This is a genomic window from Vibrio sp. 10N.222.52.B7 (assembly GCF_041474275.1).
Lineage (GTDB): Bacteria > Pseudomonadota > Gammaproteobacteria > Enterobacterales > Vibrionaceae > Vibrio > Vibrio crassostreae_C.
On record NZ_JBFRTU010000741.1, the window covers coordinates 1 to 287 of the forward strand.

The window sequence follows — 287 nt, forward strand, 5'->3', positions numbered from 1 at the left end:
TTCAGAAGCATTCCCTAACGTTGATTTACTTGTCGTAACTAAACCAAGTTTCGTGTTAGGTAACTATATAAATGAAGGGAAGATAGATTTAGCCTTAGGTAACCCCTATCACAAGACAAATTACGACTTCAACATAGAGGAGTTATTTCACGTCAACTGTTGGTGGGTGGCTCATGAAGACCTGGTAACCTTTAAGTCTCAAGCACCATCACAACGAGTTCTATTAATGGATGGTTGTGAAGAGCTGCTTAACTTGTCAAACATAGCATCGTATAACTTATGGCGAC

The 287-nt window shown here is 39.4% G+C and carries 1 pseudogene; it reads left to right on the forward strand.

The features are described 5' to 3' along the window. Nucleotides 1-287, forward strand: a pseudogene (locus AB4512_RS25075) (LysR family transcriptional regulator); the annotation flags it as partial.